Origin of the sequence: Bacillus sp. FSL M7-0791 (genome assembly GCF_038627085.1) — a bacterium.
Classification (GTDB): domain Bacteria; phylum Bacillota; class Bacilli; order Bacillales; family Bacillaceae; genus Bacillus; species Bacillus safensis.
Genome location: NZ_CP152022.1, coordinates 2,164,280 through 2,190,303, shown reverse-complemented (window position 1 = coordinate 2,190,303; position 26,024 = coordinate 2,164,280). Strand labels below are relative to the sequence as shown.

At 42.1% G+C, this 26,024-nt stretch carries 25 protein-coding genes; 24 read left to right on the top strand and 1 reads right to left on the bottom strand.

The window, feature by feature from the left end:
* Positions 1-7 precede the first annotated feature (7 nt).
* The 19 genes from spoIIIAF (at position 8) to MHI08_RS11070 (ending at position 18,805) form a co-directional block, all read left to right on the top strand.
* Positions 8-640: a stage III sporulation protein AF gene (gene spoIIIAF, locus MHI08_RS11160; protein ID WP_024422949.1), complete on the top strand. Its 633-nt coding sequence runs from the start codon at positions 8-10 to the stop codon at positions 638-640.
* Positions 633-1,304, top strand: a complete 672-nt coding sequence (gene spoIIIAG, locus MHI08_RS11155) for a stage III sporulation protein AG (RefSeq protein ID WP_024428005.1) — start codon at positions 633-635, stop codon at positions 1,302-1,304. The genes spoIIIAF and spoIIIAG overlap by 8 nt, the downstream gene beginning before the upstream one ends.
* A complete protein-coding gene (locus MHI08_RS11150) occupies positions 1,304-1,936 on the top strand; it encodes a SpoIIIAH-like family protein (protein ID WP_024428006.1) in 633 nt (210 codons plus the stop codon). Before spoIIIAG ends, MHI08_RS11150 begins: the two co-directional genes overlap by 1 nt.
* 195 nt (positions 1,937-2,131) lie before the next feature.
* On the top strand, positions 2,132-2,614 hold the full coding sequence (gene accB / locus MHI08_RS11145) for an acetyl-CoA carboxylase biotin carboxyl carrier protein (protein WP_149126483.1): 483 nt from the start codon (positions 2,132-2,134) through the stop codon (positions 2,612-2,614).
* An 11-nt stretch (positions 2,615-2,625) separates the two neighbouring features.
* Entirely contained in the window at positions 2,626-3,975 is a 1,350-nt protein-coding gene (accC, locus tag MHI08_RS11140; protein WP_024422945.1) for an acetyl-CoA carboxylase biotin carboxylase subunit, read from the top strand.
* 25 nt (positions 3,976-4,000) lie between these two features.
* Complete coding sequence (locus MHI08_RS11135; protein ID WP_024422944.1) at positions 4,001-4,408, top strand: Asp23/Gls24 family envelope stress response protein; 408 nt, start codon at positions 4,001-4,003, stop codon at positions 4,406-4,408.
* A 210-nt stretch (positions 4,409-4,618) separates the two neighbouring features.
* The gene (gene nusB, locus MHI08_RS11130; RefSeq protein ID WP_012010530.1) at positions 4,619-5,014 is read left to right on the top strand and encodes a transcription antitermination factor NusB; all 396 of its coding nucleotides are present in this window, start codon (positions 4,619-4,621) and stop codon (positions 5,012-5,014) included.
* Between the two features lie 11 nt (positions 5,015-5,025).
* Entirely contained in the window at positions 5,026-5,877 is an 852-nt protein-coding gene (gene folD / locus MHI08_RS11125; RefSeq protein ID WP_024422943.1) for a bifunctional methylenetetrahydrofolate dehydrogenase/methenyltetrahydrofolate cyclohydrolase FolD, read from the top strand.
* 70 nt (positions 5,878-5,947) lie between these two features.
* The gene (gene xseA, locus MHI08_RS11120) at positions 5,948-7,294 is read left to right on the top strand and encodes an exodeoxyribonuclease VII large subunit (RefSeq protein ID WP_056767306.1); all 1,347 of its coding nucleotides are present in this window, start codon (positions 5,948-5,950) and stop codon (positions 7,292-7,294) included.
* Positions 7,291-7,551: an exodeoxyribonuclease VII small subunit gene (locus tag MHI08_RS11115; RefSeq protein WP_003215880.1), complete on the top strand. Its 261-nt coding sequence runs from the start codon at positions 7,291-7,293 to the stop codon at positions 7,549-7,551. Before xseA ends, MHI08_RS11115 begins: the two co-directional genes overlap by 4 nt.
* The gene (locus MHI08_RS11110; RefSeq protein ID WP_326483857.1) at positions 7,541-8,431 is read left to right on the top strand and encodes a farnesyl diphosphate synthase; all 891 of its coding nucleotides are present in this window, start codon (positions 7,541-7,543) and stop codon (positions 8,429-8,431) included. Before MHI08_RS11115 ends, MHI08_RS11110 begins: the two co-directional genes overlap by 11 nt.
* A 150-nt stretch (positions 8,432-8,581) precedes the next feature.
* A complete protein-coding gene (gene dxs, locus MHI08_RS11105) occupies positions 8,582-10,483 on the top strand; it encodes a 1-deoxy-D-xylulose-5-phosphate synthase (protein WP_285708888.1) in 1,902 nt (633 codons plus the stop codon).
* Entirely contained in the window at positions 10,480-11,334 is an 855-nt protein-coding gene (locus MHI08_RS11100; protein WP_025092991.1) for a TlyA family RNA methyltransferase, read from the top strand. The genes dxs and MHI08_RS11100 overlap by 4 nt, the downstream gene beginning before the upstream one ends.
* Positions 11,335-11,497: 163 nt before the next feature.
* Positions 11,498-11,947: a transcriptional regulator ArgR gene (gene argR / locus MHI08_RS11095; RefSeq protein ID WP_024422938.1), complete on the top strand. Its 450-nt coding sequence runs from the start codon at positions 11,498-11,500 to the stop codon at positions 11,945-11,947.
* Between the two features lie 33 nt (positions 11,948-11,980).
* The gene (recN, locus tag MHI08_RS11090) at positions 11,981-13,714 is read left to right on the top strand and encodes a DNA repair protein RecN (RefSeq protein ID WP_025092992.1); all 1,734 of its coding nucleotides are present in this window, start codon (positions 11,981-11,983) and stop codon (positions 13,712-13,714) included.
* Positions 13,715-13,913: 199 nt separating this feature from the next.
* Entirely contained in the window at positions 13,914-15,191 is a 1,278-nt protein-coding gene (spoIVB, locus tag MHI08_RS11085) for a SpoIVB peptidase (protein ID WP_025092993.1), read from the top strand.
* 286 nt (positions 15,192-15,477) lie between these two features.
* On the top strand, positions 15,478-16,281 hold the full coding sequence (gene spo0A, locus MHI08_RS11080) for a sporulation transcription factor Spo0A (protein WP_024422935.1): 804 nt from the start codon (positions 15,478-15,480) through the stop codon (positions 16,279-16,281).
* A 456-nt stretch (positions 16,282-16,737) separates the two neighbouring features.
* Positions 16,738-17,838, top strand: coding sequence for a Rap family tetratricopeptide repeat protein (locus tag MHI08_RS11075; protein ID WP_024422933.1), 1,101 nt, complete (start codon positions 16,738-16,740; stop codon positions 17,836-17,838).
* Positions 17,839-18,067: 229 nt separating this feature from the next.
* Positions 18,068-18,805, top strand: a complete 738-nt coding sequence (locus tag MHI08_RS11070; RefSeq protein WP_024422932.1) for a glycerophosphodiester phosphodiesterase — start codon at positions 18,068-18,070, stop codon at positions 18,803-18,805.
* Positions 18,806-18,841: 36 nt separating this feature from the next.
* On the opposite strand, the gene MHI08_RS11065 is transcribed toward MHI08_RS11070, so the two are convergent.
* On the bottom strand, positions 18,842-19,078 hold the full coding sequence (locus tag MHI08_RS11065; RefSeq protein WP_024422931.1) for a DUF2627 domain-containing protein: 237 nt from the start codon (positions 19,076-19,078) through the stop codon (positions 18,842-18,844).
* Positions 19,079-19,227: 149 nt separating this feature from the next.
* On the opposite strand from MHI08_RS11065, the gene MHI08_RS11060 reads away from it, so the two are divergent.
* The 5 genes from MHI08_RS11060 to lpdA all read left to right on the top strand — a co-directional run bounded on the left by MHI08_RS11060 (position 19,228) and on the right by lpdA (position 26,008).
* Positions 19,228-21,300, top strand: coding sequence for a sigma-54-dependent Fis family transcriptional regulator (locus MHI08_RS11060; RefSeq protein WP_076840983.1), 2,073 nt, complete (start codon positions 19,228-19,230; stop codon positions 21,298-21,300).
* A 124-nt stretch (positions 21,301-21,424) separates the two neighbouring features.
* The gene (yqiS, locus tag MHI08_RS11055; protein WP_041106819.1) at positions 21,425-22,318 is read left to right on the top strand and encodes a phosphate butyryltransferase; all 894 of its coding nucleotides are present in this window, start codon (positions 21,425-21,427) and stop codon (positions 22,316-22,318) included.
* 26 nt (positions 22,319-22,344) lie between these two features.
* Positions 22,345-23,439, top strand: coding sequence for a branched-chain amino acid dehydrogenase (gene bcd, locus MHI08_RS11050; RefSeq protein ID WP_003215658.1), 1,095 nt, complete (start codon positions 22,345-22,347; stop codon positions 23,437-23,439).
* 27 nt (positions 23,440-23,466) lie between these two features.
* Entirely contained in the window at positions 23,467-24,594 is a 1,128-nt protein-coding gene (gene buk, locus MHI08_RS11045; protein ID WP_087975822.1) for a butyrate kinase, read from the top strand.
* Entirely contained in the window at positions 24,584-26,008 is a 1,425-nt protein-coding gene (lpdA, locus tag MHI08_RS11040; protein WP_087975823.1) for a dihydrolipoyl dehydrogenase, read from the top strand. The genes buk and lpdA overlap by 11 nt, the downstream gene beginning before the upstream one ends.
* Positions 26,009-26,024 lie beyond the last annotated feature (16 nt).

Genomic DNA, 26,024 nt, shown 5'->3' with positions numbered 1-26,024 from the left:
ACACCTTTTGAGTTTTCTCACGGAATGGATCACAAGTATTATTCTTTTTATCTTATTTGCGATTGTTATTGATCTTCTGCTTCCCAATTCGAGCATGCAAAAGTATGCAAAAATGGTCGTCAGCCTGCTGCTCATCGTGGTGATGCTCAATCCGATTTTTGCTTTATTTCGAGCAGATCCTGATCAAATTTTTTCAGAATTGATGAAAGGGAAGGAAGAAGCGCAGTCAGAAGAAATAAAAAATCAGATGAATTTAGAAAAAAAAGAAATACAAGCCTCTCAGCGTGCATATATTTTAAAGCAAATGGCTGTCCAACTAGAAAAAAGCGCAAAGGAGCCACTGGAGAAGGAGAGCTATGTAATGAAACACGTAGAAGTGCTGGCTGATGAGGAGCATCTGGATCAGAATATGGAGGCGGATCAATTTCGCATCAAAGCAGTTCTTTCCCCGCTCACAGGTGATGCTGTAGAAACGGTGGCAAAGGTGGACATTGATCTCTCCAAGCAAAAGGAGGAAAGCGCTGGATCTTCTAGCAAAGAGATCACGAGGGTGAAAGAGACACTTGCTGATGTTTGGAATACGAGTCCTGAGCACATCGCGCTGAACATTGAGGGAGGTGACGCAGCAGATCATGAATAACAAGGACTGGAAACAAAAGCTGAAATCATTCTTCCAGCCGCCTGAAAAAGGTGAAGGGAAACCCAAATTAACGAAGCACCATTACTTGCTGCTTGTATTCATTATCGGCGTATCTTTCATGTTAGTCAGTCAGATCTTGTCACCGCCATCAAGCAAACAACAAGCTGCTGTTCCTGCTTCTAAAAAAACATCCTCAGAAGAGCAGGAGGTATTCAAACCGGCATCCTCAGGTAAACCAAAAAATTCAATTGAGGATGTGGAGCAAGAATACGAAAATCAGCTGAAAGAAATTTTAGAGACCATCATCGGCGTTGAGGATGTATCCATTGTAGTCAATGTAGATGCAACGTCTTTAAAAGTGTTTGAAAAAAACAAATCCAATAAAAGTACAACGACCGAGGAAACAGATAAAGAAGGCGGCGTGCGAAGTGTCACCGATCAAACAAAAGAAGAAGAAGTCGTCATCATCAAAAATGGCAATGAAGAAACACCAGTCGTTGTTCAAACGAAAAAACCAGAAATCCGAGGTGTCCTCGTTGTAGCTCAAGGAGTAGACAACGTTCAAATAAAGAAAACCATCATTGAAGCGGTTACACGAGTGCTTGATGTACCGAGCCATAGAGTGGCTGTTGCCCCTAAAAAAATCAAGGAGGATTCGGAATGATGTTAAAAAAACAAACGGTTTGGCTATTAACGATGCTAAGTTTAGTTGTCGTATTAAGTGTGTACTATATCATGTCTCCACAGGGTGAAAATGCAGTGACAGTAGAAGATACGAAATCAAAAGGCACTGAAGAGAAAAAAGTTGAAACAGAAAAAGGGACGGACAAAGGCATGGAAAAAGGCGCTGATAAGAAATCCACTGACAAAGAAACAAACGGCAAACAAGAGGATATCGAAACAAGCGGTGAAGAAGGAAAGGCTGTGTCAGAGCAAACAGACGATGAGCTTTTTACAACATACAGACTAGAGCTTGAAGATAAACGAAGCAAGCAGCGCGAAGAATACAACGAAATTGTCTCCAGTGACGATGCAACAGCACAAGAAAAAAGTGAAGCATACGATCAAATGACAGCGCTCAGTGAAGCAGAAGGAACTGAGCGTCAGCTTGAGACATTGATCAAAACAAAAGGCTATAAAGATGCGCTCGTAAGTGCTGAAGGGGATAAAGTGAGCATCACGGTTCGTTCTGATAAAAAATCAAAATCTCAAGCGGCCGATATTATTGATATGGTCACAAAAGAAATGAGAGGTCTTGATAACGTAGCTGTCACTTTTGAGCCCACTAATCAATAAAAAATGAACTGGCGCCCTTTGCGGAAAAGGGCGTTTTTTGATGCGGCTTGACGCCCTCTCCAAGGTGCTTATGCGAGGCGCTTCACCACAATAGTAGTTGAATTCATCGAAATCCTCCTGTAAGATGGTTATAGTATGTACTTTTAGTACTAGCCTATAATAAAAAGATAAATCCATACATAGGGGTGCAAATCCATGTTAAAAATCGAAGAAATTCATGAACTGATTAAATTAATTGACGACTCTACTATCGATGAGTTTACGTACGAAAACGAAGGTGCAAAAATCAAACTGAAGAAAAATAAAGAAGTCGTTCAGCAAGTTGCGGCACCAGCACCAGTGGCTCCAGTCCAAGCAGCTCCAGCTCAACAAGCTCCTAAAGCACAAGCTCCAGCTCAGACCGAAGCCCCTGCACAAGAGGCAGCTGCGTCTGAAAATCTGCATAAAATCACATCCCCAATGGTTGGCACATTTTATGCTTCCTCTTCACCAGAAGCAGATCCATACGTGACAGCAGGTTCCAAGGTGAAGGAAAACACTGTTGTATGTATCGTGGAAGCGATGAAACTGTTTAATGAAATCGAAGCAGAAGTAAAAGGTGAAATCGTCGAAGTATTAGCTGAAAACGGTCAGCTTGTAGAATTCGGACAACCCCTCTTTCTAGTGAAAGCAGAGTAAGGAGTACGATCATGATTAAAAAGCTATTAATTGCAAACAGAGGAGAAATCGCAGTTAGAATTATCCGCGCTTGTAAAGAGCTTGGAATTGAAACTGTTGCGGTATTTTCTGAAGCGGATCGCGATGCGCTGCATGTACAAATGGCTGATGAAGCATATTGCATCGGACCGACTGCTTCTAAAGATAGTTATTTAAATGTCACGAATATTGTCAGCGTAGCAAAATTAACAGGGACAGATGCCATCCATCCAGGATACGGCTTTTTAGCAGAAAATGCAGACTTTGCAGAGCTTTGCGAGGAATGTAATGTAATCTTTGTTGGACCAACTGCGTCAGCGATTTCCAAAATGGGAACGAAAGATGTCGCGCGAGAAACAATGAAGAATGCAGGCGTTCCGATCGTCCCTGGTTCTCAAGGAATTGTAAAAGATCTTGATGATGCTGTTTCAACAGCAGCAAGTATTGGGTATCCTGTGATTATTAAAGCAACTGCAGGCGGAGGCGGTAAAGGGATCCGTGTGGCTCGTACAGAAGAAGAGCTTATTAACGGAGTCACCATCACGCAGCAGGAAGCGGCGCAAAACTTTGGGAACCCTGGTGTCTATTTAGAAAAGTTCATTGAAGACTTTAGACATGTGGAAATTCAAGTGCTTGCAGATCAGCATGGCAATACGATTCATTTAGGAGAGCGTGATTGCTCGATCCAAAGAAGAATGCAAAAGCTTCTTGAAGAAACGCCATCACCAGCACTAAATGCAGACATCCGTGAGCAAATGGGTGAAGCAGCTGTAAAAGCAGCAGAAGCTGTTGAATACACAGGTGCTGGAACAGTCGAATTCATTTATGATTATAATGAAGAGAAGTTCTACTTCATGGAAATGAATACTCGTATTCAAGTAGAGCATCCTGTGACAGAAATGGTCACAGGTGTAGACTTGATCAAAGAACAGATCAAGGTTGCATCAGGTGAGAAGCTTTCTCTTACACAAGAGGATGTCGTATATGAAGGCTGGGCGATCGAATGCCGCATCAATGCAGAGAACCCAGAGAAAAACTTCATGCCTTCAGCCGGTGAAATTAAAATGTATCTTCCGCCAGGCGGTTTAGGTGTACGTGTTGATTCTGCCGCTTATCCGGGCTATGTGATTCCGCCATATTATGACAGCATGATTGCAAAAGTGATCACATATGGTAAGACAAGAGAAGAAGCGATTGCGAAAATGAAACGTGCGCTTCAAGAATTCGTCATTGAAGGAGTCTACACAACGATTCCATTCCACCTTAGATTGCTCGAGCATGAAACATTTGTGAGCGGTAACTTTAATACGAAGTTTTTAGAAACATACCAAATCATGAAATAATCACAGCTTTCGGAGGTGAATGATCGTGTCAGAAAACAATTTGCTTGAAATGAACCTTGATGAAGATCAATTGGGAAAAGTGCAAATTGCACCAGAAGTGATTGAAGTCATTGCTGGGATCGCCGCTTCAGAAGTCGAAGGCATTGCCGAAATGCGCGGCAATTTCGCTGCTGATGTAGCAGAACGCTTTGGTAAGAAAAATCACCGTAAAGGTGTAAAAGTAGATGTCTCTGATGAAGGCATCACAATCGATGTGTATTGTGTGGTTGAATTTGGCCTATCCATTCCAAAGGTATCCACTGCTGTACAAGAAAATATCCGTCAAACCCTTTTGAACATGACTGCCTTAACGATTAATGAAATTAACATTCATGTCGTTGGCATTCAATTTGAAACAAAAGCACCTGAGGCTGAAGTAGATCAAGAAATGTAAAAAAGGGTTCAAGTGAAACCAAGGAGGCATTGCCTCTTTGGTTTTTTAAAGCCCATTTTTGAGTAATTTCCGAATATTGATAACGTGACGCGTGGATTGATTCGTTTTTCGTCACAGCTCGCATGGATCTTGGTGCGACCACGGTCAAAATATGTTATGATCTCTGTATGGCTTAACGACAAGCGGATAAAGTGGTTAAAGGAGTAAATAATGAAAAGAAGAACTGCAAGAGAAAAGGCGCTACAAACATTATTTCAAATTGATGTGAGCAATATTGATCCGAAAGAGGCCATTACACATGCGCTGGATGAACAAGAATCAGATCCTTTTTTCGAGGAACTGGTTTTCGGTGTGCTTGAACAAAAGGACAAGCTTGATGACATGATCTCGCAGCATCTAGTGAATTGGAAACTCGATCGTATTGCAAACGTAGACAGAGCCATTTTAAGGCTGTCTGTCTACGAGATGGTGTATCAAGAAGACATCCCAGTTAGTGTCTCAATGAATGAAGCGATTGAACTCGCCAAATTATTCGGCGATGATAAAGCACCGAAATTTGTAAATGGTGTACTTTCGAACATTAAAAACGACCTAAAGCAGCAATAGGAGGATTCGACATGACAGCAACAATCATCGATGGGAAAGAAACAGCAAAAGAAAAACGTGAACAATTAGCAAAAGAAGTAGAAGAGCTAAAACAAAAAGGAGTCACACCTGGTCTTGCCGTTATTCTAATCGGTGATGATCCGGCTTCACTTTCTTACGTACGCGGGAAGAAAAAAGCAGCAGAAGCAATGGGCATGCACTTTCAGCTTGATCATTTAGATGCTTCTTTAACAGAAGAAGAATTGCTTCAGCTGATTGATCAGTACAATGCGAACGATCAATTCCACGGGATTCTTGTTCAACTTCCACTGCCAAAACATATTTCTGAAAAAGCCGTTATTGAACGTATTTCACCTGAGAAAGATGTAGATGGTTTCCATCCATTAAATATCGGGAAAATGCTGCTTGGAGAAGATACATTCCTACCTTGTACACCAGCAGGCATTGTTGAATTACTGAACAAAACGGGTGTTAGTCTTTCTGGAAAAGAAGTGGTTGTTGTAGGGCGCAGCAATATTGTCGGCAAACCAGTGGGACAATTGCTGTTAAACGAAAATGCAACGGTTACTTACTGCCATTCAAGAACGGCGAATATTTCAGAACATACATTAAAAGCGGACATTTTAGTTGTTGCCGTCGGTCGAGCAAACTTTATAAAAGCTGACCAAATCAAAGAAGGTGCAATTGTCATCGATGTAGGAGTCAATCGTTTAGATACTGGGAAGCTTGTTGGGGATGTTGATTTTGAAGAAGCGAAAGAAAAAGCTTCTTACATCACACCAGTCCCTGGCGGAGTCGGTCCAATGACGATTACTATGCTTGCACATAATACGGTTAAATCAGCAAAACGTACATTAGCATAAGCTTTATCCATTCATCCACCCGCATGCTGCCGGTGGATGAATGTGCGTTTTTGAAGAGGAGGAATACGTCATGAGTGAAAAAGCCTTTGTGACGGTCACAGCCCTTACAAAATACATAAAAAGAAAATTTGATGTTGATCCGCATTTAGAAGATATTTGGATCAAAGGTGAGTTATCCAATGTGAAGATTCATTCAAGAGGTCATGTGTACTTCACCTTAAAAGACGAAAACGCACGCATGCAAGCCGTCATGTTCCAGCGTTCCGCAGCAAAGCTGCCTTTTTCACCAAAAAGCGGAATGAAAGTGTTTGTACGCGGCGGGATTCAAGTATATGAACCAAGCGGCAACTATCAATTATATGCAAAAGAAATGCAGCCTGATGGTGTTGGTGCTCTTCATCTCGCTTATGAAGAGCTGAAGAAAAAGCTGGCAAGTGAAGGCTTATTTGATGCGCGCTATAAAAAACCAATTCCTGAATATCCAGAGGTTGTTGGTGTCATTACATCCCCAACAGGAGCGGCTGTTCGAGATGTCATCACAACGATTAACCGGCGTTATCAGCAGGCGAAAATCATTGTGCTTCCGGCGCTTGTCCAAGGTGAAAATGCCGTCCGTTCAATCGTAGAGCGGATCAAAGAAGCAAATGAAAAACAGATCTGTGATGTCTTGATTGTCGGAAGAGGAGGCGGTTCGATCGAAGAACTTTGGGCCTTTAATGAAGAAGCTGTCGCAAGAGCAATCTTCGCATCAGACATTCCAATCATTTCTGCAGTGGGGCATGAAACGGACTTTACGATCAGTGATTTCACTGCAGACATGAGAGCACCCACACCAACAGGAGCAGCCGAGCTCGCTGTTCCAAGCACAGCCGATTTAATAGAACGAATCAAATCCATCGACATTCGGCTTACAAGGGCCGTGAAGAACCGAACATCACAAGCGAAAGACCGTCTTGTGGCGCTGCAATCCTCTTATGCCTTCCGTTTTCCAAAACGATTGCAGGAGCAAAAAGAGCAGCAATTCGATTTGGTATTTGACCGTTTTCAAAAACAGCTGACGAGACAAATTGAACAAAAACGCAGTCAACTAGACCGCCAGACATACAGGCTGAAGCCGCTTCATCCAAAAGAGCAGCTGCTGCAGGCGAAAAAACGCCACACCAATGAAACAGAACAGCTCATCCGCAGCATGAATGTGCAAATGAAAACAATTCATTCGCAGTTCCAATCTGTTCTTGGTAAACTAAATGCATTAAATCCACTTCAAGTGATGGAAAGAGGCTACAGTTTAGCCTATAAAGACAATGAACTGATTAAAAGTGTGAACCAAGTCGATACGAAGGATCAATTGGCTATCACCATGAAGGATGGACGTCTGATTTGTGAGGTTATTGAGAAGGAGGGGCAATCATCATGACAGAATCAAATAAACAAAAAGAAGAACAAATGACATTTGAAGAAGCGATGAAAGGTCTTGAGGAGATCGTTGGGAAGCTCGAAGAAGGAGATGTACCACTTGAGCAAGCCATTCATTATTTCCAAGAAGGCATGACACTTTCAAAGCTTTGCCATGAAAAATTACAGCACGTTGAAAAGCAGATGGATTTCATTTTAAAAGAGGACGGTGAACTGGCTCCTTTCTCGGTGAAGGAGGCAGATGCTGGTGACAAGTAATTTGCAGGATTTTTTAACAACACGAAAACAGGCCATTGAAGAGTATTTATTTACATATGTTCAGGAATTGAAGATTCCAGAAGAACTAAAATCTTCGATGCTTTACTCTCTTGAAGCTGGAGGGAAAAGACTTCGCCCTGTTCTCGTTCTTGCTTTATTACATGCTTACGGAAAAAACGAAGAAGATGGCATACCGGTTGGCTGTGCTGTAGAAATGATTCATACGTATTCTTTGATACATGACGACCTTCCTTGCATGGACGATGATGACCTTCGCAGAGGAAAGCCGACTAACCATAAAGTATACGGGGAAGCAACAGCGGTTCTCGCTGGTGATGCACTTTTAACGGAAAGCTTTCGCCTCATTACATCGCAGCTATCTAGCAGCGTCACTTCTGACCAAAAGCTTAGAATCGTAGATGAGCTTGTGCGGTCAGCAGGTGCACTAGGAATGGTTGGCGGTCAATTTGATGACATGGAAGCAGAGCAAAAACAAGTCCCGCTTGCTGAACTAGAATCCATTCATGCCCGGAAAACAGGAAAGCTTCTCACATTCAGCGTCACAGCAGGTGCAATGCTGGCAGGAGCATCAGATGACGATATCGAAAAACTAAGAGAATTCAGCTATCATATTGGCATTGCTTTTCAAATCCGTGATGACATTTTAGACCTCGAAGGAAGCGAAGAAAAAATAGGAAAACGAGTCGGCTCTGATACAGCGAATGAAAAGTCGACATATCCTTCTTTATTAACGCTTTCAGGAGCAAAAGAAAAGCTGCACGAGCACATCACACGTGCAAAAGAAATTGTCTCAAATCTTGAATTAGAGCAGCAATTGCTGCATGAGTTATGTGATCTGATCGCCTCAAGAGATCATTAAAAACAGCCTAGATTTGAGGGTCTTCGAGCAATTGTGGTAAACTGTAAACAGTTTATCATGATGAGACAACTCTTATTCCCGCTTGGTTTTCATAGGAATAAGGCATTATATATGTAGATAGAAATTTTGTTGAAAGCGAGTTGATCCTGATTGGATCTTTTATCAATAAAAAATCCAACGTTTCTAAAAGGAATGTCAAATGCAGAATTAGAGGAGCTTAGTGCTGACATTCGCATGTTTTTAATTGAGTCCTTGGCTAACTCTGGCGGGCATATCGGTCCAAACCTGGGTGTCGTTGAACTCACGGTTGCCCTTCATAAAGTATTTGACAGCCCGAAAGACAAATTCCTTTGGGATGTTGGACATCAGTCTTATGTTCACAAGCTGTTAACTGGAAGAGGGGCGGAGTTTGATACACTTCGTCAATATAAAGGACTTTGCGGTTTTCCTAAACGAAATGAAAGTGAGCATGATGTTTGGGAAACAGGCCACAGCTCAACGTCATTATCTGGCGCGATGGGTATGGCGGCGGCGCGGGATATTAAAGGGACAGATGAATATATCCTGCCGATTATCGGAGACGGTGCATTAACCGGAGGTATGGCGCTTGAAGCTCTGAATCATATCGGTGATGAAAAGAAAGACATGATCGTTATCTTAAACGATAATGAAATGAGTATTGCACCAAACGTCGGTGCAATTCACACCATGCTTGGCAGACTGCGCACAGCAGGCAAGTACCAATGGGTAAAGGACGAGCTCGAGTATTTATTTAAGCGGATCCCAGCTGTAGGCGGAAAGCTTGCTGCCACAGCAGAACGTATTAAAGACAGCCTCAAGTATTTACTAGTGTCTGGCATGTTCTTTGAGGAAATGGGATTCACTTACTTAGGTCCTGTTGATGGACACTCTTATGAAGATCTTTTTGAAAACCTTGAATATGCAAAGAAAACAAAAGGTCCTGTCCTGCTGCATGTCATCACGAAAAAAGGAAAAGGCTATCAGCCGGCAGAATCCGATAAAATCGGGACTTGGCACGGCACAGGTCCATACAAAATTGATACAGGTGATTTTGTAAAACCAGCAGCTGCTGCACCGTCATGGAGTGGTCTTGTCAGTGAAACAATCAGAAAGCTTGCGCGGAAAGATGAGCGAATTGTGGCCATCACGCCTGCGATGCCTGTTGGCTCAAAACTTGAAGGCTTTGCAAAGGAATTTCCAGAGCGAATGTTTGATGTAGGAATTGCTGAGCAGCATGCAGCAACAATGGCAGCTGGGCTTGCGACGCAGGATATGAAGCCATTTTTAGCAATCTATTCAACATTCCTGCAAAGAGCTTATGATCAAGTGCTGCATGATATTTGCCGCCAAAACCTCAATGTTTTTATCGGAATTGATCGTGCGGGTCTTGTCGGTGCAGATGGAGAAACGCATCAAGGTGTGTTTGATATTGCCTTCATGCGTCATATGCCGAATATGGTGCTCATGATGCCGAAGGATGAAAATGAAGGCCAGCACATGGTCAATACAGCCATTCAGTATGATGACGGTCCTATTGCCATGCGTTTCCCGCGCGGAAATGGTCTTGGCGTGAAAATGGATGAACAGCTGAAAACCATTCCGATTGGGTCCTGGGAGGTTCTTCGTCCAGGGAAGGATGCCGTCATCTTAACATTCGGAACGACGATTAAAATGGCGCTGCAAGCAGCTGAGGAACTTCAAAAAGAAGGGAAATCAATTCGTGTCGTCAACGCTCGGTTTATTAAGCCGCTTGATGAAGCGATGCTACATGACATTCTTTCTGAAGGGATTCCGATTTTAACGATTGAAGAAGCTGTGCTTCAAGGCGGGTTTGGCAGCAGCGTATTAGAATATTTACACGACAAGAAAGCATCACATATCAAAGTAGAACGTATGGGTATCCCAGATCAATTTATTGAGCATGGAAGTGTTGATGCCCTGCTTGAAGAAATTGGACTGACGAAAGCACAGGTTGCTGAGACTTTACGTGACCTGCTTCCAGCAGCACCAAGAAAAGGAATTGGATCATGACATCAAAGAAAGAACGACTTGACGTTTTATTAGTCGAACAAGGACTAATGGAAACAAGAGAGAAAGCAAAGCGTGCCATCATGGCAGGGATCGTTTACTCAAATGAAACCCGTTTGGATAAACCAGGCGAGAAAATTGCTCGTGATACGCCGCTTACAGTGAAGGGGAACCCTCTCAAATACGTAAGCCGCGGCGGGTTAAAGCTTGAAAAAGCGCTTAAAGAATTTGATCTGACAGTTGAAGGGAAATTGCTGATTGATATTGGCTCATCAACAGGCGGATTTACAGATTGTGCTCTTCAAAATGGAGCAGTCAAATCATATGCTGTAGACGTTGGCTACAATCAGCTTGCGTGGAAATTAAGGCAGGATGACAGGGTCATCGTCATGGAGCGCACCAATTTCCGCCATTCCGTTCCAGCTGATTTTACTGAAGGATTGCCAGAAGTGGCATCGATTGATGTATCTTTTATCTCACTCAAACTCATTCTGCCGGCTTTAAAGCATATTCTTGTTCCGGGTGGTGACTGTATTGCGCTCGTCAAGCCTCAATTTGAAGCAGGCAGAGAGCTTGTTGGGAAAAAAGGCATCGTGCGTGAGCCGTCTGTCCACCTTGGTGTACTAGAAGAGATGAATCAATTTGCTGCAAAAGAAGGCTATGATGTAAAGGATGTATCATTTTCGCCTATCACTGGTGGAGATGGAAATATTGAATTTCTGCTTCATTTAGTGCTTCATCCTGATCAAGAAGAAAATGCGGCACTTCCTGCTTCAGAACTTGAGAAGGTCGTCAAGGAAGCCCATTCCGTATTGAAAGAAAAGAAAAACAGCCCTGAGCCGGCTGACACATGAAATCATTGAAACAAAAGGAATAATAGCTCGCTATTATTCCTTTTTACATGGTCAAAAGACAAGAATTGGTCGTATCTCACGTAATGCTTGTTTTTTGAAGTGTGCATCATATAACATAGAACGTAAAGACAAACTGAGAATGAAACGCCTAGGGGGGTCAAATATGAATAAAGGTCAAAGGCATATTAAAATAAGAGAAATCATTGCAAGCCAAGAAATTGAAACACAAGATGAATTGGTCGATATTTTGAAAGCCGATGGATATAACATCACACAAGCGACCGTTTCTAGGGATATTAAAGAGTTGCATTTAGTGAAAGTTCCGACGAACAATGGAACATATAAATACAGTCTTCCTGCAGATCAGCGGTTTAACCCGCTGTCAAAGCTGAAGCGATCCCTAATGGATGCATTTATTAAAATGGATGCTGCCAGTCATTTAATTGTTCTGAAAACAATGCCGGGTAATGCTCAGGCGATTGGTGCTTTAATGGATAATTTAGATTGGGAAGAAATTATGGGAACGATTTGCGGGGATGATACGATTTTAATCATTTGCCGCACCCCAGATGATACAGAGACAGTTTCGAGCAAAATTTTAGAGCTTCTATAAAGAATCAGGTTTACAAAAAGAGGTGTCAAATGAGTGTTAGCAGAACTAACCATTAAAAACTTTGCAATCATTGAAGAGTTAACGGTTTCATTTGAAAAAGGACTCACGGTTCTAACGGGGGAAACAGGTGCCGGAAAATCCATCATGATTGACGCTGTCTCACTTCTCGTGGGAGGAAGAGGATCCTCTGAATTTGTCCGCTACGGTGAAAAAAAGGCAGAGCTGGAAGGGCTTTTTCTTGTACCAGCCGATCACCCTGTATTTGCTCTATGCGAAGAGCAGGGAATTGACGCATCAGATGAAATGATGATCCTCCGCCGTGATATTAATAACAGCGGGAAAAGCATTTGCCGGATTAATGGAAAGCTTGTCACCATCTCACTTTTACGGGAAGTAGGACGGCTTTTGCTTGATATACATGGACAGCACGATAACCAGCTGCTCATGGAAGATGAAAATCATCTGCATTTGCTCGATCAATTTGGTGCAGAAGACATTGCACCGGCTCTCTTGCAGTATCAAGAAGCATATGATCAATATATGAAGACGGCCCAAAAGCTAAGGCAGCTGTCTGAGAATGAGCAGGAAATGGTGCACCGCTTAGATTTACTGCAATTTCAGCTAGAGGAGATTGAGGCGGCACAATTAGAGCCGGGAGAAGATGAGAAGCTTCAGGAAGAACGTCATCAAATCAGCAACTACGAAAAAATCTATTCCTCACTCCAAAACGCATATAACGCCTTGCGTAATGAGCAAGGAGGACTAGATTGGGTTGGTATGTCTTCAAGCGAGCTTGAGCAGGTGTCTGAGATCAACGATGATTTGAAAAAGCTATCTGAACAAGTGTCGAACTCCTACTACTTATTAGAGGATTCAACCTTCCAAATGCGGAGCATGCTGGATCAATTAGAATTCGATCCGGCTCGTCTTGATTTTATTGAATCCAGGCTGAATGAAATGAAGCAGCTAAAACGAAAATACGGCACAACCGTTGAGGAAATTTTGGAGTATGCGGCGAAGATTGAAGAAGAAATAGATCAAATCCAAAATCGAGACAGCCATCTGCAGACGCTCAAAAATAAATTAGATGCGATGAGCCGTGATGCCCTGCTCGAAGCACTTAACGTTTCGGAGCTGCGTAAAAAATGGGCCAAAAAGCTAGCGAAGCAAATTCAAACAGAGCTCAAGGATTTGTATATGGAGAAGTCATCATTTGACACAGCTTTTTCTGTTCGATATGCGCCATTTGGCAGCACCGATTGTCCGCTATTAGACGGAAAACCTGTGCAGCTCGGGAAAAATGGAATCGACCAAGCACAATTTGTCATTTCTACAAATACAGGCGAACCGATGAAATCTTTATCGAAAGTAGCCTCAGGTGGAGAAATTTCACGTGTCATGCTCGCTGTGAAGAGTATTTTCTCAGCTAAACAAGACGTCACATCCATTATTTTCGATGAAGTTGATACAGGCGTCAGCGGCAGAGTGGCACAAGCCATTGCTGAGAAAATTTACAAAGTTGCGTCTGGATCACAAGTGCTCTGCATTACACACCTGCCTCAAGTAGCCGCAATGGCTGACACACATCTCTTCATTTCGAAACGCTCGAAAGCGGGCAGAACACTGACGAGTGTCAAACCATTAAGTCATGAAGAAAAAGTGAGTGAAATTGGTCGGATGATTGCCGGTGTGGAAGTGACTGAGCTGACAAAACAGCATGCAAAAGAACTATTGCACCAAGCAAATGATGTCAAAACAACAGGGTAGCTGAATCATCAGCTGCCTTTTTTTATGTTGTGTAAAAGCCGGCGTATATACCCATAAAATCGTCTTTTTCTTTTATCAATTTATCCAATCATTTTCTAAAGCTGCCGGTTATAAATCCTCTCGAAGAAGGCAAAAGTAAAGATGTAGCCAAAACATGAGTGTTCTGGTGTGGGTAAGGAGCGAGGAGAGTGAAAAATGAATGCCCGAAAAGATGAGAAAAGCCATTGGTGTGATTCTCCTTGTTTCTTTAATAAGTACAGGGTTTATGAGCATAGTGAAGGAATACATCAGCATTCCAACAAATGTTGCTGTATTTGAAAAACAGAAGCACTCAATTGACACATCGATTGAAGCGTCAGCCAATGCTTCTTCACCAGCCTTTAGCCTTTCAGAGAAAAAGAATCAGCTGGATATTACAGGACAAAAGGCGGGAAAAGCCGAAATTGTTTATGATTTTAAAGGATTTCCTATTAAGAAAACAAAAGTTGACGTTCTCCCTGAATTAAAAGTCATTCCTGGAGGTCAATCCATTGGCGTCAAGCTCCACTCTGTAGGAGTTCTCGTTGTAGGTTTTCATCAAATCACAACAGCAGACGGCAAAAAATCACCAGGTGAAGCCGCAGGCATTCAATCAGGGGATATGATCATTGAAATCAATGGTCAAAAAATGGAGAAAATGAATGACCTCACCCCATTTATTCAGAAAGCAGGGAAAACGGGTGAAACGCTTCGTTTGCTCATAAAGAGAGATCATAAAACCTTTCAAACAACATTAACACCCGCAAAAGATGCAAGTGAAGGCATCTATCGAATTGGTCTTTACATTCGTGATTCTGCAGCAGGAATCGGCACGATGACCTTTTTTGAACCTTCATCTAAAAAATATGGTGCCCTTGGGCATGTGATTTCTGACATGGATACAAAAAAACCAATTGTTGTCGACAATGGTGAAATTGTTAGATCAACCGTGACATCGATTGAAAAAGGCACAGGAGGCAATCCTGGAGAAAAATTGGCGAGATTCTCTTCCGAAAGAAAAACAATAGGAGATATCTCCCGCAACAGCCCTTTTGGAATCTTTGGTACGTTAACCGAAAAGCTTGAAAATCATGTAGCAGATAAACCACTTCCAGTCGCTTTATCAAATGAAGTAAAAGAAGGCCCAGCAGAAATTTTAACCGTTGTGGATCATGATAAAGTGGAGAAGTTTGATATTAAAATCGTCAGCACAACACCGCAGAAATTCCCAGCAACTAAAGGAATGGTATTGAAGGTAACAGATGAGCGGCTCTTAAGCAAAACGGGCGGAATCGTCCAAGGAATGAGCGGAAGCCCCATCATCCAAAATGGCAAAGTCATTGGAGCTGTCACACACGTATTCGTCAATGATCCGACTAGCGGGTACGGCGTACACATTGAATGGATGCTGTCAGAAGCAGGAATCGACCTTTATCAAAAAAACAAAAAAGCAAGCTGATCATAAAAACTGCCGCGAATCTTCCGGCAGTTTTTTTCTACCCTTTCTTTCTCTTCCATCATGTTATAAAATAAGGAAAAAGAGATTTTTCGACAAAATGGAAAAAAGCATGTTGTCAAATTGCAATAATCGTCGATTCGTTAAGAAAAACGTAGAAAAAGCTAGATAATGCTCTATTATTCGGAAAATTAAAGTTTTTTAAAGGGGATAGCATGGTTTTGTCGAATTGAACACTCAGAAGAGAAATGCAAAAGACTAAAGGAATCGACATTGGGGAGGAAAGAACGTGGAGAAAATTAAAGTGTGTGTAGCTGATGACAATCGAGAGCTTGTTGGCCTTTTGACAGAGTATATTGAGGGACAGGAAGATATGGAAGTACTTGGCGTGGCGTATAATGGTCAGGAATGCCTGACATTATTTAAAGATAAAGAGCCCGACGTTCTCCTCTTAGACATTATTATGCCTCATTTAGACGGTCTTGCTGTACTAGAACGCCTCCGTGAAAACAATGAAATGACAAAACAGCCAAGTGTGATTATGCTAACGGCATTTGGACAAGAAGATGTCACGAAAAAAGCAGTTGATTTGGGCGCATCCTATTTCATTTTAAAGCCATTTGATATGGAAAACCTAGTAGGTCATATTCGTCAAGTCAGTGGAAACGGCACACAAGTTACCCATCGCTCTTCATCAATCCAAAACAGTGTTCTTCGTAACAAACCTGAACCGAAACGTAAAAACTTAGATGCGAGCATTACGACCATTATTCATGAGATTGGCGTGCCCGCTCATATTAAAGGCTATTTATACTTAAGAGAAGCAATTTCTATGGTGTACAATGACATTGAGCTTCTCGGAAGCATCACTAAAGTGTTGTACCCAGACATTGCAAAGAAATTTAACACGACTGCCAGCAGGGTAGAACGAGCGATTCGTCATGCCATTGAAGTCGCATGGAGCAGAGGAAACATTGATTCCATTTCCTCACTCTTTGGTTATACTGTCAGCATGTCAAAAGCGAAACCAACCAATTCAGAATTTATTGCCATGGTAGCTGATCGTCTGCGTTTAGAGCATAGAGCAAGCTAGTATCTTTTTCATGAAAAAACGTTTCTTCATTGAGACGTTTTTTTATTTTGAAACATGTTGTCAAAAATTGGTTAGGTTGATAAAATCATCTTAATGTTTAAATTGGACAAACGGGCTGCTTTATTTTCAGAATAAAATGAAAAATAAAGCATGAAAAAAATAAAAAAGACATAAAGTAGTGGTAATCAGCTGCGCCAATCGATCATGAATTCTTCAAAATAGAAGAAGAAAACGCTCATTCGTAAGAAAAAGGATGAGAGGAAAAGGTCTCATGGATTTGGTAATTAAAGCAAACGAGATCGAAAGTTCTATTTCTATTGACCTGATTGGTTGGCGTTTTAAAGTCACTGGCTTCTTAGAGATTGTGCCATTTGAACTGAATATTCCCATTGTCGAATTTAATAATTTTCACATTCTTTTACTATGCTATAATAATGAAAAGAAGAGGGTGAGGTTATGGGAAAGCTGAAAATCCACTCTGCTGAGGTTGCGAACGAAATTAGCAAGTGGACGAGGGTCATTTCTCAGAATGACTTAGAAAAATCTGCTGTCTATAAAGAGAAAATTCAGAATTTGCTAAAAAATACAGATGAAGACCGTGAAGTTCTCCTTTATTATCAGCTTGTTGACGGCAGACATGAAATGTTACTTGGAAATATCGAAAAAGCCAATCAAATTATGAAAAGTGTCGGAACGCTCGATGAGAAGGCAGATGACATTATTAATTTTTATTTTTACTTTTACAAAGGCCAATATGCTGCATATGTGAAAAAGTATGATGAAGCCATTAGCTTTTACAAAATTGCAGAACAGCGGCTAAAACGTGTGAATGAAGACCTGGAAGTAGGAACTTTTCACCATAAGGTTGCTTCAATCTATTACGAACTGAAACAAAATTTCATATCCATTAATCATATTAAAAAAGCCATCGATACATTCAAAGCGCATGAAGAGTACACAGCGCAGGCGATTGACAGCTTAATTTTACATGCAAGTAATTGCATTGATTTGTTCCAATTCGATGAAGCAGAAAAAAAGTATAAAGAAGCACTTGAGAAAAGTAAGCGCATTAACAATGAAGTGCTGATTGGGAAATGCTATCACAATTTAGCGGTTCTTTATTATGCAAAGCATGATTATGAAAAAAGCGCACATTATGCCAAAAAAGGAATGGGCATTCAAATTCACCGTGACAATAGCCATTATTACATCCAATCTTTATATGTTCTGGCCAATGCCTTGGTTCATTTAGGAGATCAAGAGGCGAGGGAATATATTAAAGAGGGTATTTTGTATAGTTGCGATATCCAAAATAATGAATATATAGTAAAATTTGAAATTTTAGATTTGATGTGCGAGAATAGTGGGGCAGCAGACGTATTCTCAGAAAAATTAGACTACATAGAAAAAAATAGATTATATGTGGAGCTTGAGGATTTGTCTGAACAAATATCGAAATACTTCAAGGAACGAAATGATTATCAAAATGCCATTCGTTTTCTTGAAAAGAAATTCGATGCACAAATACTTCAAAAGAAAGTGGAGGTTATCTTATGAAAAAGTTGTTGTTAGGTGTAACCGTTGTTACAGCAGTCGCAGTTGTTTCTTCCCTTTTTGCTCTTGACGCAGAGACGACAGAGCAAGCCATCAGAGCGATTACGTGATCGAATTTATCTGTCAACCTCTTCGTATGAATCAGAAGAGGTTTTTTTTTATGCGCTCAAAACTGGAAAAACGAAAAAAGACACGTCATAATGTAAGGAAGCATCATATTTAGAGGTGACCTATGACGAAAATTTTTGCACACAGAGGCTTTAAAGGCATTTATCCTGAAAACACTATGATAGCCTTCGAGCATGCACTCCATTCGGGAGCTGACGGAATTGAGCTGGATGTTCAGCTGACGAAAGACGGCAGACTTGCTGTCATTCACGATGAGAAACTGAACAGAACAACGAACATGAAAGGTTTAGTGAAAGACCATACATATGAAGAATTAAAAGCGGGAGATGCGAGTCATTCTTTCTACGAAGAAACCGGTGCTGTATCCATTCCTCTTTTGGAGGAAGTATTAGAGCTAGTGACGCAGCAATCATCATTGATCATCAATATTGAACTAAAAAACTCCATTTATCGATATCCGGGTATCGAAGAGAAAGTAAAAAAACAAATCGAGCATTTTCAAATAGAAGACCGTGTACTTGTTTCATCGTTTCATCACGGCAGTTTAGCTCTTTTTCACAAACTGATGCCACATGTTGAACTTGCGGTTCTCACAATGGATGTGATTCATCAGCCGGAGATGTATATAAAAACAGTACCAGCAAGGGGCTACCATCCAAATATCAAGGGTGCCGGCGTGACCAAAGAGGTTGTGGCAGCTCTCCATGCATCTCAGCAAGTGATCAGGCCGTTTACAGTAAATAGTGAAAAGCAAATGAAAAACATGTTTTCCTTAGGTGTCGATGGCATTTTTACTGATTTTCCTGACCGAGCCGTGAAAATAAGAGAAGAAATGAAATAAAGACCTGCTCTAAATCAGCGGGTCTTTTTTCACGTTTTATCTCTGCTTAAAGCGAGCAGTCACTTTATTTCGTTTACGGTCTCTATATAAAATAAAGCCAGCCACTACATAAAGACCTCCCCCTAAAAATAACAACCCTGCAATTCCTTGCAGCCATAAATATGGAAATGGTGCAATGATGATGCCGAAAACAGTGTCGCGCAGCAGCTTAATCCCAAGTGCTGCAAGCGCGCCAGGTATTAAAATAATCACTAGTGCAAGTATTCTCCCCATCAAATGTCCCCTTAAACGTCATTTACTTCCATTGTCTAATTCAAAAAATATTTTGTCAAGAAAGGAAAACGTGGTAATATAAGAGTTGTGCAATTTTTTGCAACGGAAAAATATGGTGTGCAAATTTTTTCATATAAAGGGGTAACGGGATGCAGAGAGTCTTGATTGTCGGTGCAGGACAAGGTGGATCAGCATTGCTTGAAACATTGCTGAAAACAAATACGATTCAAATCATTGCGATCGCCGACCTTGATCTTGAGGCACCGGGGATGGTAGAAGCGAAAAAGAATGGAATTGATACGACAACGGATTGGAAAGAATACATAAAAGATGACATTGATATCATCATTGAAACAACAGGCAGTTCAGCAGTGCTGAAAGAACTGATTGAAAAAAAGCCAGAGCACGCAGTCATTGTTCCAAGTTCAATGGCTTACGTTATATCAGAATTAATGTCAGAAAAACAGCAGCTGATCCAAATATTAAAGGAACAAACCTATAAGCATGACCGCATTTTTAATGCAACGAACGACGGGATGATTTTTATAAACATGGATGAAGAAGTCGTCCTGTTTAATCGATCAGCGGCCAAAATGGTTGGATGTTCGCAAAAAGATGCGATTGGCCGTCATATACGAGAAGTGATCCCAAATACAAAGCTTCCCGACATTTTAAGATCGAGAGAGCCAGAATTTAATCAAAAACAATTTCTGAATCAGCAAATACAAATTGTGACAACGCGTTTGCCAATTATTGATGACGCGGGGAGAATGCTAGGCGCTTTATCCATCTTTAAAGATATTACAGATGCCGTTGAGCTTGCGGAGGAAGTGACCAATCTTAAAGAAGTACGAACGATGCTGGAGGCGATCATTCAATCGTCGGATGAAGCCATATCAGTTGTTGATGAGCAGGGAAAAGGGATCTTAATCAACCGGGCTTATACGAAAATGACTGGATTAACAGATAAAGAAGTTGTGGGGAAACCAGCAGGTGCAGATATTTCTGAAGGAGAAAGCATGCATTTGAAGGTACTTGAAACAAGGAGACCCGTTCGAGGCGTCAGAATGAAAGTCGGACCGAATAAAAAAGATGTGATTGTCAACGTAGCGCCAGTCATCGTTGATGGCATTTTAAAAGGCAGTGTCGGGGTCATTCATGACGTTTCAGAAATTCAATCACTCACGAATGAATTAAATAAAGCAAGGCAGCTCATCCGGACACTTGAAGCAAAGTACACTTTTGAAGACATCATTGGAGAAAGTGAGCAAATGCTTGTGGCGCTAGAGCAGGCAAAGCTTGGCGCAAAAACACCAGCCACGATTTTACTCCGGGGAGAATCAGGTACTGGAAAAGAGCTGTTTGCGCACGCCATTCACAATGAAAGTGACCGGAAATATAATCGCTTTGTACGGGTCAACTGTGCGGCCTTATCTGAGACCCTTTTAGAGTCAGAGCTTTTTGGCTATGAAGAAGGAGCGTTTTCTGGTGCAAGGCGGGGCGGGAAAAAAGGGCTGTTTGAAGAGGCGAATCAAGGCAGCATTTTTTTAGATGAAATTGGCGAAATGACGCCAAGTACACAGGCGAAGCTGCTTCGTGTGATGCAGGAGAAAGAAATAGTAAGAGTAGGCGGAACAAAGGCTATACCGGTCGATGTTCGTGTGATCACGGCGACAAATGTCAATATTGAAAAAGCGATGGCGGAAGGAAAGTTCAGAGAAGATTTATATTATCGAATGAACAGATACCCGATCTCCATCCCGCCGCTAAGGCAGCGCCTTGAGGATATTGACTCGTTAAGTAAACGTCTCATCCAAAAGATCAATTTAGACTATGGACGGAACGTGAGCGGGTTAACGGAACAGGCACTTAATAGACTGCGATCATATAAGTGGCCAGGAAACGTAAGAGAGCTTGAAAATGTACTTGGACGAGCCATGATCTTTTTGAACCCGCAAGAAGAATGGATTGATGAAGGGCATATTTCTTTCATGGAGTCAGAAGATCAGGAAGAAAAAGAGCAACAGGAACTGACTGTCAGTCAATTTGAGGGAGAGACGCTTTCGGATGCTGTTGAGGCATTTGAAGCGCAGCTGATTAAACAAACCCTTGAAAAGCATCAATTTAATCGCACGAAAACAGCGAAAACGTTAGGGATCAGCATTCGGAACCTTTACTATAAAATGGACAAATATCAACTTGCAAAAGATAGCATGCAATAAAATGCATGTAACCTGCAAAAGATTGCACGAATGTCATGCGAATTGCCTCATATTCACTGCATTTCAAACTGGCACGGAACTTGCATATAAAACATGAACCGAGCACAAGGAAAGGTGGGCATATATGAAGCTTGACGATCTGATTATGAAAGCCGCCCAGTTGCAGAATAAAACGGCGGCTGTGGCTCATGCAGAAGATGAAGAAGTGCTTCATGCCATCAAGATGGCAATTAAGCGAAAGGTCGCTCGCTTTCTCCTGGTTGGGAACAAACGCAACCTGAAGGAGCTAGTGAAGCAGCATGAAATCAATGAGGACTGGATAGATATTATTCATTCTGATTCTCCCGAAGAATCTGCCAAAATTGCCGTTCAGGCAGTGAGCGAGAAGCATGCAGATATTTTGATGAAGGGGCATGTCCCGACAGCCGTTCTTTTAAAAGCGGTATTGAATAAAGAATATGGGCTCAGGACGGCAAGTGTCCTATCACATGTCGCGGCATTTGAAGTACCGGGCTTTGACCGCTTTATTTATGTCACGGATTCTGCGATGAACATCGCGCCCGATTTAAATATGCTGAAGGAGATTACGATCAACTCTGTTCAAGTAGCACAAGCTGTCGGAAACGACATGCCAAAGGTTGCAGTGCTCTCTGCGGTGGAGGTCGTGAATCCGGCAATGGATTCAACTTTGACTGCGGCAAGTCTTGCGCAAATGAATCGGCGGGGGCAAATTTCTGGCTGCCTGATTGATGGGCCTCTTGCTTTAGACAATGCCATTTCTCAAACGGCAGCTTCTCATAAAAATATTACGAGTGATGTAGCCGGCCATGCAGATATTTTGCTTGTGCCAACAATTGAAGCAGGGAACATTCTTTATAAATCTCTCATCTACTTTGCACATGCAAAGGTGGGAGCTGTGGTGGCAGGAGCGAAGGCGCCGATTGCTTTAACAAGCCGGTCTGATTCAGCCGAAAGTAAGCTTTATTCAATTGCGCTTGCCATCTGTACATCAAATTAAGCGGAAGTAATAGGAGGAATAACACAATGGAACTTTTTAAATATATGGAACGATACGATTATGAACAGCTTGTATTTTGTCAGGATGAGCAGTCTGGCTTAAAAGCGATTATTGCGATTCATGATACAACACTTGGGCCGGCACTAGGCGGAACGAGAATGTGGACGTATGAAAACGAAGAAGCAGCCATTGAGGATGCACTGCGTCTAGCAAGAGGAATGACTTATAAAAACGCGGCAGCAGGACTTAATCTTGGCGGCGGAAAAACGGTCATCATCGGCGATCCGAGAAAAGACAAAAATGAAGAAATGTTCCGTGCATTTGGACGTTACATTCAAGGGCTGAATGGCCGCTATATTACGGCAGAAGATGTCGGTACAACGGTAGAAGACATGGATCTCATTCATGAAGAAACAGATTTTGTCACAGGGATTTCTCCTGCATTTGGTTCATCCGGAAATCCGTCTCCAGTCACTGCTTACGGTGTATACAAAGGGATGAAAGCCGCTGCCAAAGCAGCATTTGGGACCGATTCATTAGAAGGAAAAACAATTGCCGTCCAAGGTGTTGGAAATGTCGCTTACAACCTGTGTAAACATCTGCATGAAGAAGGCGCGCAGCTCATTGTCACAGATATCAACAAAGACTCTGTCAAGCGGGCTGTTGAAGACTTCGGCGCAAAAGCAGTCGACCCTGACGATATTTACGATCAAGCATGTGATATTTATGCACCGTGCGCACTTGGTGCAACCATTAACGATGTGACCATTCCTAAGTTAAAAGCAAAGGTGATTGCCGGTGCAGCAAATAACCAGCTAAGAGAAACGCATCACGGTGACCTTATCCATGAAATGGGGATTGTATATGCTCCTGATTATGTGATCAATGCAGGCGGTGTGATTAACGTTGCTGATGAGCTTTATGGCTATAATGCAGATCGTGCGATGAAAAAAGTCGAAGGCATTTATCAAAATATTGAACGTGTGATTGAAATTTCAAACCGTGATGCCATTCCTACTTATAAAGCGGCAGACCGATTGGCTGAAGAGAGAATTGAAAGAATGCGCAAATCAAGAAGTCAATTCTTGCAAAATGGTCAACATATTTTAAGCCGTCGCTAATTTGAAGAATGAGTTGAAACGGAGGTTTTGTTTTTGCTGACAAAAGAATGGCGTATTCTCACGATTAATCCTGGCTCTACTTCAACAAAAATTGGTGTGTTTCATAATGAACGTTCTATTTTTGAAACGACACTAAGACATACAGATGAGGAATTAAAGCAGTTTCCTCATATCATTGATCAATTTTCATTCCGTAAAGAAACCATTTTGAAAACACTGCATGAACAGGGGATGAATATCTCAAAGTTTGATGCAGTTTGCGCGCGGGGCGGTCTCCTTCGTCCGATTGAAGGAGGCACATATGAAGTCAATGAGCAAATGGTGGAAGACCTAAAAGAAGGATATGCCGGCCAGCACGCATCCAATCTCGGCGGAATCATCGCGAGAGAAATTGCACTTGGCCTGAATATCCCAGCTTTTATTGTCGACCCAGTTGTAGTGGATGAACTAAAACCAATTGCTCGTATTTCAGGGCTGCCAACGATTGAAAGAAAAAGCATCTTTCATGCATTAAATCAAAAAGCAGTCGCAAGAAAAACAGCGGCTTCTTTTGGAAAAAGTTACGAAGATTTGAACATGATTATTACTCATATGGGCGGCGGTATCACTATTGGTGTTCATGAAAAAGGAAAAGTCATCGATGTCAATAACGGTCTGCATGGCGAAGGTCCTTTCAGCCCTGAGCGCGCGGGAACCCTGCCGACAGGTGATCTTGTGAATCTTTGTTTTTCGGGTGAGTATACCCAAGAGGAAATGCTCAAACGCATTATTGGTGAAGGCGGGCTTGCGGGCTATCTTGGCACGACAGACGCTGTGAAAGTGGAACGCATGATTGAAGCGGGTGATGAGCGGGCGGCGCTCATTTATGAAGCGATGTGCTATCAGATTGCCAAGGAAATTGGTGCGGCTAGCGCTGTCTTAAAAGGAGCAGTTGACGTCATTGTATTAACAGGCGGACTTGCGTACAGCAAACAAATTACGTCAAGTATTCGCGGCTATATTGACTGGATTTCAGATGTTGTCGTCTATCCAGGTGAAAATGAGCTTCAATCGTTAGCAGAAGGTGCGCTTCGTATTTTAAAAGAAGAAGAATCACCGAAAGAATACCCAAATGATCAACAGGAAAAGAAAGGAGTGACAAGTCATGGCAACTGAATATGACCTCGTCATTCTTGGTGGAGGCACAGGCGGCTATGTAGCGGCCATCCGTGCCTCACAGCTTGGATTGAAAACAGCAGTTGTAGAAAAAGAAAAGCTCGGCGGAACATGTCTTCATAAAGGCTGCATCCCGTCTAAAGCGCTGCTCAGAAGTGCAGAAGTTTATCAAACCGTCAAACGCGCAGCTGATTTTGGTGTTGAGGCAGACGGCATTGCCTTGCAATTTGCCAATGTGCAAAAAAGAAAAACAGAGATTGTCGAAAAACTAGCAGGCGGCGTCAAACATTTAATGAAACAAGGAAAAATTGATGTATATGAAGGGATCGGCCGTATTCTTGGTCCATCTATCTTTTCGCCAATGCCAGGAACGATCTCCGTAGAAATGGCAAATGGAGAGGAAAATGAAATGCTCATTCCAAAGCAAGTTATCATCGCGACAGGATCAAGACCGCGTGTGCTGCCAGGGCTTGAAGCAGATGGAACACACATCCTCACTTCAGATGATGCACTTGAACTGCCAGAGCTTCCGCAGTCAATGCTGATTGTCGGAGGCGGAGTGATCGGAATCGAGTGGGCTTCCATGCTCAATGATTTTGGTGTGAACGTCACTGTGCTTGAGTTTGCAGACCGCATTTTGCCAACAGAGGATCATGACATTTCTAAAGAAATGGAAAAGCTATTATCTAAAAAAGGCATCACTTTTGTGACTAATGCGAAGGTACTGCCAGATAGCGTAGAAAAGCAGGAAAATCTCGTGACAATTCAAGCGGAAAAGGATGGAGACATTCAGACGTTTGAAGCGGAAAAACTCCTTCTTTCAGTCGGCAGAGTACCTAATATCGAAGGCATAGGTCTTGAAAACACGGACATCCAAACCGAAAAACAAGGCATTGTCGTGAATGAACATTATCAAACGAAAGAATCGCATATTTACGCAATAGGAGATGTCATTGGCGGGCTTCAGCTGGCACATGTCGCTTCTCACGAAGGTATGATTGCTGTAGAACATATGGCTGGGAAAGATCCAAAGCCGCTCGATGAAACGCTCGTATCTAAATGTGTTTACTCTCACCCAGAAACCGCTAGTGTTGGACTCACTGAACAGGCGGCAAAAGAGCAGGGCTTTGAAGTCAAAATAGGGAAATTTCCATTTATGGCGATTGGAAAAGCGCTTGTGTACGGGGAGTCTGATGGATTCGTCAAAATCATTGCCGATCAAAAGACAGATGATATTTTAGGAATTCATATGATTGGTCCTCATGTAACAGATATGATATCTGAAGCCGGATTGGCCAAAGTACTTGATGCAACCCCGTGGGAAGTGGGGCAGACGATACACCCGCATCCGACCTTATCAGAGGCGATTGGCGAGGCAGCCCTTGCTGTTGACGGGAAGGCGATCCATTTTTAATCAAGGAGGGAAACAT

Excerpts from the sequence above, each read along its gene's own strand:
- yqiS (WP_041106819.1), top strand. The coding sequence starts at position 21,425 with ATGAAGCTTGACGATCTGATTATGAAAGCCGCCCAGTTGCAGAATAAA.
- MHI08_RS11060 (WP_076840983.1), top strand. The coding sequence starts at position 19,228 with ATGCAGAGAGTCTTGATTGTCGGTGCAGGACAAGGTGGATCAGCATTG.
- spoIIIAG (WP_024428005.1), top strand. The coding sequence starts at position 633 with ATGAATAACAAGGACTGGAAACAAAAGCTGAAATCATTCTTCCAGCCG.
- argR (WP_024422938.1), top strand. The coding sequence starts at position 11,498 with ATGAATAAAGGTCAAAGGCATATTAAAATAAGAGAAATCATTGCAAGC.
- MHI08_RS11100 (WP_025092991.1), top strand. The coding sequence starts at position 10,480 with ATGACATCAAAGAAAGAACGACTTGACGTTTTATTAGTCGAACAAGGA.
- accB (WP_149126483.1), top strand. The coding sequence starts at position 2,132 with ATGTTAAAAATCGAAGAAATTCATGAACTGATTAAATTAATTGACGAC.
- accC (WP_024422945.1), top strand. The coding sequence starts at position 2,626 with ATGATTAAAAAGCTATTAATTGCAAACAGAGGAGAAATCGCAGTTAGA.
- nusB (WP_012010530.1), top strand. The coding sequence starts at position 4,619 with ATGAAAAGAAGAACTGCAAGAGAAAAGGCGCTACAAACATTATTTCAA.
- MHI08_RS11075 (WP_024422933.1), top strand. The coding sequence starts at position 16,738 with ATGGGAAAGCTGAAAATCCACTCTGCTGAGGTTGCGAACGAAATTAGC.
- folD (WP_024422943.1), top strand. The coding sequence starts at position 5,026 with ATGACAGCAACAATCATCGATGGGAAAGAAACAGCAAAAGAAAAACGT.
- MHI08_RS11150 (WP_024428006.1), top strand. The coding sequence starts at position 1,304 with ATGTTAAAAAAACAAACGGTTTGGCTATTAACGATGCTAAGTTTAGTT.
- lpdA (WP_087975823.1), top strand. The coding sequence starts at position 24,584 with ATGGCAACTGAATATGACCTCGTCATTCTTGGTGGAGGCACAGGCGGC.
- spoIVB (WP_025092993.1), top strand. The coding sequence starts at position 13,914 with ATGCCCGAAAAGATGAGAAAAGCCATTGGTGTGATTCTCCTTGTTTCT.
- MHI08_RS11070 (WP_024422932.1), top strand. The coding sequence starts at position 18,068 with ATGACGAAAATTTTTGCACACAGAGGCTTTAAAGGCATTTATCCTGAA.
- MHI08_RS11115 (WP_003215880.1), top strand. The coding sequence starts at position 7,291 with ATGACAGAATCAAATAAACAAAAAGAAGAACAAATGACATTTGAAGAA.
- xseA (WP_056767306.1), top strand. The coding sequence starts at position 5,948 with ATGAGTGAAAAAGCCTTTGTGACGGTCACAGCCCTTACAAAATACATA.
- bcd (WP_003215658.1), top strand. The coding sequence starts at position 22,345 with ATGGAACTTTTTAAATATATGGAACGATACGATTATGAACAGCTTGTA.
- MHI08_RS11065 (WP_024422931.1), bottom strand. The coding sequence starts at position 19,078 with ATGGGGAGAATACTTGCACTAGTGATTATTTTAATACCTGGCGCGCTT.